Source organism: Dyadobacter sp., from assembly GCF_051859145.1.
GTDB lineage: Bacteria > Bacteroidota > Bacteroidia > Cytophagales > Spirosomataceae > Dyadobacter.
Map to the genome: position 1 here is coordinate 19,868 of NZ_JBHYGF010000268.1, position 7,551 is coordinate 27,418.

At 47.4% G+C, this 7,551-nt stretch carries 4 protein-coding genes; 1 reads left to right on the forward strand and 3 read right to left on the reverse strand.

Translation table 11 applies throughout. From position 1 onward, the window contains the following. Positions 1-2: 2 nt before the first annotated feature. Both pafA and ACTIE6_RS15690 read right to left on the reverse strand, forming a co-directional pair. Complete coding sequence (pafA, locus tag ACTIE6_RS15685) at positions 3-1,673, reverse strand: alkaline phosphatase PafA (protein WP_439557535.1); 1,671 nt, start codon at positions 1,671-1,673, stop codon at positions 3-5. Positions 1,674-1,792: 119 nt separating this feature from the next. After that, positions 1,793-4,576: a M16 family metallopeptidase gene (locus ACTIE6_RS15690; RefSeq protein ID WP_439557536.1), complete on the reverse strand. Its 2,784-nt coding sequence runs from the start codon at positions 4,574-4,576 to the stop codon at positions 1,793-1,795. 153 nt (positions 4,577-4,729) lie between these two features. Here ACTIE6_RS15690 and ACTIE6_RS15695 point away from each other — a divergent pair, with 153 nt between their 5' ends. Next, the gene (locus ACTIE6_RS15695) at positions 4,730-5,122 is read left to right on the forward strand and encodes a hypothetical protein (protein ID WP_439557537.1); all 393 of its coding nucleotides are present in this window, start codon (positions 4,730-4,732) and stop codon (positions 5,120-5,122) included. Here the strand turns inward: ACTIE6_RS15695 and ACTIE6_RS15700 are convergent. Further along, the coding region (locus tag ACTIE6_RS15700) for a translocation/assembly module TamB domain-containing protein (RefSeq protein ID WP_439557538.1) at positions 5,088-7,551 on the reverse strand (2,464 nt) is incomplete at its 5' end. The genes ACTIE6_RS15695 and ACTIE6_RS15700 overlap by 35 nt on opposite strands.

Consider the following 7,551-nt stretch of genomic DNA (forward strand, 5'->3'; position numbering starts at 1 on the left):
TTTTACTTTTTCAATGCTTCTTCAACAGGATTTCCGACGTTTCCGCTTGGCGGCAAAATGTGCAGCAATGCAGCGATTGTCGGTGCGATATCCGCGATGGTAGTACGTTTTAGCGTTTCGCCCTTATTCACGCCCCAGCCATAAAGCAGGAAAGGAACGTGGGTATCGTAGTTGTAAGGTGTGCCGTGGTCAGTACCTGTGCTGAAGCCGGAAGCAAACCAGCCAGGTTGGAGGATCAGCTGCAAATCCCCGCTGCGCTTCGCATTAATATTGTTCTTGTATAATTCCAGTTGGTAAGTGTTCAAAGGTGCCTTTCCAATATCCCGTAGATTGATGATATCGGCTATTCCGTTGGCAGACAAAACCGTATTGCGCAGCAGCTGATAAGCATCCTCAACTGTAATTTTCTTTTCCTTCAAAACCGCCTTGTTGAAATAGATCTGATAGTTCTCGAACCCTGCGATGTAGTCAGCTTCCCCGTACGCATCGTTCATCGCTTTAACGATGCTGCGTGTCAATGCAGTTGCGCTTAAAAGACCTGCCGGTAATTTATGCTCCTGCCAAAATGCCGGAACGTCCATCGCGCCGTGATCGGCTGTCAGAAAAACAGTATAGTTGCCTTTGCCCGTCCAGGAATCCAGAAAATTGAATAACTCGGCAAATTCCATGTCCAGTTTCAGATAATTATCTTCCTGCTCCACGGAGTTGGGACCAAACATGTGACCAATGCGGTCGGGCGACGAAAAGCTTACAGCCAGGAAGTCAGTATCTGCACCTTTTCCCAAATTCTCGCCTTTGATCGCCGCAATTGCCATTTCTTTGGTTAAAGTATTGCCCCAGGGCGAAGTTGTAACCGGGCCAAATGCATCGCCTGCATTCCCGACAAGTTCATGCGGAAAAGTGGTTTTATTGTTAGAGGTAATCAAACCTTCCCAAGCCACTTCATCCTTGCTGCTCTGGCTGTATTGATCAACCGGAAAAAGCGTATTCCAGCCTTTTCCAGCGTATTCCGCTGGTTTCTTCAAACTATTATAATCAGTAACCCATTTCGGCAATGCGGGCATATAGTAAGTGCTTGTCACGAAATTGCCTGTTTTTGAATCAAACCAATATGCACCGGTTGCAGCGTGGCCTGCTGGCAAAATGGAAGCGCGGTCTTTGATAGCAACACCTATCGTTTTTGAACGAAAGTTGGTTGCAATGCGAAGCTGGTCAGTTATGGTACTCACCAGCAAATTACGCGGTGACATTTTTCCAACAGTCACATTACTGCTGCCCACAGTAGCGACGGTATTATCATCGGTACAATAAACCCCCTTTTGCGCAGCCTGGTCATACCACTCATTTCCGATGATCCCATTGATAGCCGGCATTGATCCCGTGTACACCGCAGAGTGCCCCGCAGCAGTCACCGTCAATGCATAATGGTAGTGGTTATTGCGACAGTTGAAGCCTTCGTTCATCAGCCTTTTCAAGCCGCCCTCCTTGTACTTGTCGTAATATCGGTACAGATAATCGTAGCGCATCTGATCTACTACGATACCTACCACCAGCTTTGGCCGCGCCAGTTTTGCAGGCTGTGAAGTTGTTTTCGAATTACTCTGACCTTGTGCGGAATATTGGCTCGTTCCGGCCAGAAAACATGCAAGAACAATGGCGTAGATTGGTTTCATAAGAAGTGGGTTCGATACCGCTGATTGTAGATAATGTCGCAAAGTTAAACATGTACACCTAGTAAAGCAGAAAACCGGCGCTTTTTGCTGCCGGTTTTCTGTTCAAGTTTCAGGTTACATTACTTTTTCTCGCTTCCGCCCAGTTTACCCGGTGCGCCCTGACTGGGAGCTCCTTTTTTTGCTTTTTCAAAATCCCCTGCTTTGATGATCACCAGCTTGTTGTAATCAATATGCTTGTTAAATGCAGCTTTGATCTGATCGGGAGTCAGCGCCTCGATCTTTTTCTCAAAATCGGCATCCCATTGCATGGTACGGTTGAGGTATAAATTGTTGGTCAGCGTATTGGTAAGTGATGCATCCTGCGAGCGTGCTACCTGACGCGATTGCAGGTAACCCGACTTGGCTGCCTTCAACTCTTCGGCTGTAAAACCTTCCTTCAAAACTTTGTCAATTTCTTCTTTGAATGCAGCTTCAAGCTTCTCCGCATTTTCAGGCGCATAAATGGCGTAGGACATAAACGTGCCGCTTTTGTCGAGCGAACTGGCCGAGAATTGAGAACCTACACCATAGCTTAATCCGTCCTTCTGCCGGATCCGTGTGGCCAGACGGGAGTTCAAAAATCCGCCTCCAAGCATATAATTGCCCATCATTAATGCAGGATAGTCGGGATCCGTATCTTGCAGTGGCATGCCCATTCCTGCCACAAACATCGCATTGGCTTTATCCGGCGTTTCCAGCGACTTGTTTTCGGCTTTTACAGCCTGATAAGGTGAAGCAATACGCGTAAATGGCTTTGCGCTTTTCCAGGTACCGAATTCTGCATTGATGATCTTTTCCACCGCAGCTTTATCAAAGTCGCCCACTACCGTCGCAGACGCATTACCCGCTCCGTAAAAATCCTTATGGAACTGGCGGATATCATCAATTTTGGCCGCCTTCACATTTTCTATATCTTCATCAAACGTACCAACATAGCGGATATCACTTTTTGGGTACGGGCTTGTAATGCGGCGGTACTGGTTGAATGCGATGGCCTGCGGCTCGCTCTTTTGCGACTCAATGCCGGCAAGTTCTTCTTGTTTCAGTTTTTCAAATTCCCCTTCGTCAAATGCAGGTGTTTTCAAAACTTCTGCAACCAGCTTCAATACAGCCGGCAGGTTTTCCTTGGTAGTTTCAATGTTCGCACCTGCCTGGTTATTGGCGCCGAAGAAGCTGACCCGCGCTTTCATTTTGTCAAATTCATCTTTGATCTGCTGGCGCGTTTTGGTTTTTGTCCCTTTATCGAGCATCGATCCCGTCAGATCCGAAATCGTGGCCTTGTTCATCAGGCTTTTTTCATCCCCATAGCGAAGTGTAATCCGCGCAGCTACCACATTACCCCGTGTTTTTTTCGGTAAAAATGCGGTTTCAATGGTATTCGGTTTTTCAACTCTCGTTGTTCTCGATTCGATATTCATCGGGGAAGGATCAAATGCCTCTCCTTCCGCTACTACTGCTTCTCCTTTGTAGTTCTTCACCAAATCTTCCACTTTGGGTGCTTCCGGAATCTCTGCACGCACGGGCTTTGCATCCGGGGTAAATGTTCCTAATGTGCGGTTCGAAGGTTTGAAATAATATTGCGCAACTTTAAAAACATCTTCCGGGGTTACTTTACGAATATTATCGCGGAACAAGAATGCCAGCCGCCAGTCACCGGTGGCAATGGATTCGCTGATGCTCAGCCCTACCCTTTCAGAGTTACGGAATTCCAAATCCCAGTTTTTCAGGATCGTCGTTTTCGCCCGCTCCACATCTTCGGCGGAAGGTTTCAGCAATGCAGTGGAATCCAGCGTAGCCACAAAAGCCTGCCGCGCCTCGTCCAGGGATTTCTCCTTTAACACTTCGGCACCGAACAGCACAAAACCCGGATCATAAAGCTGGAAACTGAAACCGAATTCTGAGGAAGCTTTCTTGGTATCCACCAGGTTTTTGTACAACCTTCCGTTCGGCTCTGTGGTGAGCAGCTCGGTCAATACTTCCATGGCAGGATAGTCGGCGTGCGAGCCTGGCATAATGTGATACATCGCCATCAACAACTGCACATCGCCTGTCCTTTTCAGTTCTACAAAACGCTCTCCGTCCTGCGTAGGTTCTACAGTATGTGATTTGGGTAACACACGCGCCGGTTTTGGTATTTTGCCAAAGTATTCGTTAACCATTGCCAGCGTTTTCGCTTCATCAATTTTCCCTGCAACAGTCACAACCGCATTGTCGGGCTGGTAATATTTTTTATAAAAAGCCTGCAAATTTTCAATTGGTACTTTCTCAATATCCGACCTGTTTCCAATTGTAGACTTTCCGTAATTATGCCAAAGATATCCTGTTGAAATAACCCGCTCCATTAACACCCGAAACGGACTGTTTTCTCCCGATTCAAATTCATTGCGCACGACACTGAACTCACTGTCAAGATCTTTTTTGGCGATAAAAGAATTGACCATCCGGTCAGATTCCAGATCTAGTGCCCATTTCAGGTTCTCCTCGGTCGCTGAAAAAGTTTCGAAATAGTTGGTTCTGTCGTACCACGTTGTACCATTGGGGCGTGCGCCGTGTTCGGTAAGCTCCTGCGGGATATTCGGGTGCTTGGGTGAACCTTTAAATACAAGGTGTTCCAGCAAATGCGCCATTCCTGTTTCGCCATAACCCTCGTGGCGGGAGCCCACCAGATAGGTAACATTCACAGTGATAGTCGGCTTGGAAGGATCGGGGAACATCAATACTTTCAATCCGTTTTCCAGGTTATACTCGGTGATACCTTCCACGGAAGTTACTTTCGTGACACCTTTGGGAAGAGTTTGTGCCAGCAATTGAGCCGACAGGAGCGTGGACAGCAGCAGGCAGACCACCTTTCTTTTAGATTTCATGACCATATCAGAGTGAATTGAATTAGATTTACAATGCTTGAAAATAATGCAGAATATGTCACGAAACAACGGCTTTCTGATAAAAGGTAAGAGGATCAGGTTGCCACATTATGGCCACCTTTATGTGTATATGTTTATTTCAAATCATTCAGAATGAAACCCTTTAAAGCAGCATTTAGCATTATCAGTCTTTTGTCAGCCGCCTTTTTGCTGAACTGTTCCAGCGGCATTCCCATTTCTACCAACACGAAATATCCCATCGAGGTACTGTATGAAAATCAGGCAGTCGAGCGGCCTTATACGGAGATCGGCGTGGTTGAAATCAGCAGTGAAGATTCATTGACGAGGGAGCAAACGCAGGACAGAAGAATGATGTACCGCGGCAACGATGCAAAAACCAAAGAGCTGCTCACTGCGAGGCTGGTAATGAAAGCCCAGAAGATCGGCGCCGACGCCATCATCAATGTGCAGTATAAATACTATACAAGTGTAAAAAGTGAAGGATATATGCTCAGCGGAGTGGCTGTGCGGTATAGGGGAGAATAAAAGAGGGGCTCTTCTCCGAAATCAGCTTTTTTGCCGTCGTATCCTGTCGGGTGGAATCAGCCGGGATCACGTAAGGTATTTTCACAGAAGGTTTCGGCATTGCATTAAACCGGTTGAAACTGTGTGTAAACTGCATACTTACCCCACCGGTTGTGACTGTATTATTAAGGGAAAGCGGGTTTTGAACATTCCGGTTATAAGCTTTCACCCGCACCGTACCCTGGCTGTTGAGCCAGTATTCCAAAGTCCATTCTCCTAAAAGGCTCGCTGCGTCGTAGGCAGTAGTCCCCGTCTGGCTCTGTGCGCCCGACGTAAACCGTCCGTCCCGGGTAACCCTGAAACGATCGTTCAAAAACCGGTAAGAGAACCGCAGTTGCAGGTTGTTCAATGCATTCTGGTCAAGGGAAAGTCCGGATACACCCACTTCCAGATTCTCATTAATTCCCGAAGCCCAGCGGCTGATCTGATTTGAAACGAGCTCACTGATACTGCTGCCAAGAAAGTTCTGGCTGCCAACTGTGGCCAGACTGCTCTCTGGAAGTAATTGATTGACAACCAGAAGACTACTCACCTGCCGGCTCAATTCCTGCTCATCCGATTTCAGTTTATTCTGAAACGCTTCCAGCTGGCCACGGTAATTATTAAGTGACGGATTATCCAATATTTTCAAATCATACCGGATTAGTGGCGACATCAATCTTTCTGACAAACCAATTGTCACTTCCACAGGGTACCTGCGCGACAATGCGTCATTCGTACCAATATTGGAAGCATTCGTATTAGGCAGCACGCCGGCCAGTGATACCAGCTGAGTATAGCCCGCTTTCACGTCCAGAATAGCACCATAAGGGTCTCCCGACCACACAATCCGGCTGCCGGGCTTAATACTGAACTTCTTGTTAATCACATTCTGCAAAGTGAAGTTGTACTCTCCCCGCTCGATCTCGTAGGTGCCCGCCATTGTGAAATCGCCCTGGGTATCAATGTTCAGGTTCAAGCGCCCTGATCCGTTTCCGCGCAGGATATCGCCTGTTTGCCGGTCGAAAATAATCTCGCAGGTCGCGTCAGGTGTGAGGTTGAAATTAAAGTCCATTTTTATACCGCCCGCAACCTGGCTCCGGGAAATCGAATCTGCCTGCGAAGTAGTGATGGTACTGTCGGGCTTCGGCATTTTGCTCACGAACTGAATGTAATCCTGGGTAGCTACCTCTGTGGCGCCGTCAAGCGGAATGTAAATCTTGGTGCCTTTGTTGCTGGTTACATTTGCCTCGATATTCAGGTTGTCAATGGGCCCGAAAACTGCTACCGGACCGGTAACATAAGCAGTTCCGTAAAACACATCGTTGTCTTTTACATTGGTATTCAATATTTTGAAATTCCTCAGGTCCGCATTGAAGCCGAGCGAGAAGTACTTAAACCCGTCGTGAAAAACACCACCGCGCACTGCCGCCGTATTACCATCAGTATCTGTCACAATCATGTTATTGACCGTGATTTCACTTTCGGTAAAATTGATTTTATCATTAAAAGTAAATACCGATTGCAGGTAATCGAACTTCATTCTACCCTGCTCCACCATCAATGATCCCGACAGCACCGGAGCGTCTACTTTACCTTTGATCAGCACGGTACCTTGTGCCCGGCCCCCAATGTCAGAGACCAGCCCCTCGGCAAAAGGTTCGAGTGCCTTGAAATCAATATGGTTGAAAACAGCTTTGAGATCGAGTGTGTTGTCCGTCAGCTTTGGTCTGTATGATCCGACAAGATTAAATACCCGCCTTGCGTTTTTACTCAGCTGTGCATCGATCTGCAACTCGCTTGTAATCTGGTCCCAGTCGCCGGTACCCGACAAATTCCCGAATTCATACTGTGCATAACCCAGACTTTCTATGTTAAAACTCGCGTCCAGAATCACGCTGTTATAAATATCTTTAACCCGAGCCGAACCGTCCATGATCCCGGCGAGCTTGGTATTCAGTACCGGATTAAGACTATTCAACCGGAAGTTTCTGATATCGAGCAGCAGGCTCTTCTCAGGATTCTCGGAAGCTACGCCAGTCAGAAAGATACGCTGCTTGCCGCTAACCAGCCCGACATTTGATAGCGTAATATCCCTGCCTACAATGGAGATCAGGCTCTGAGAAGGTACGCTCCATTCTTCGTCGAGCAGGTTCAGTTTTGAATCTTTAAACCCGATATCCAGACCGGCTGGCAAGAACCTGATTTCTCCCGCGAGATTAGCCTGGTTTGTGCTTTTTACCTGGTGCAATGCGCCATTGAAATCAATATGGTCTTCATCCCAGGTTCCTTCAAATTCAAGCTTTTCGGTCGGAACCAGTACGCTCATCTGCTGCTTGTCGGAGGTGACCAGAATGGAGGCAAGTACCTCCGCATTATTCACAAACTTGGATGTAGTAACGTCCAGCTCT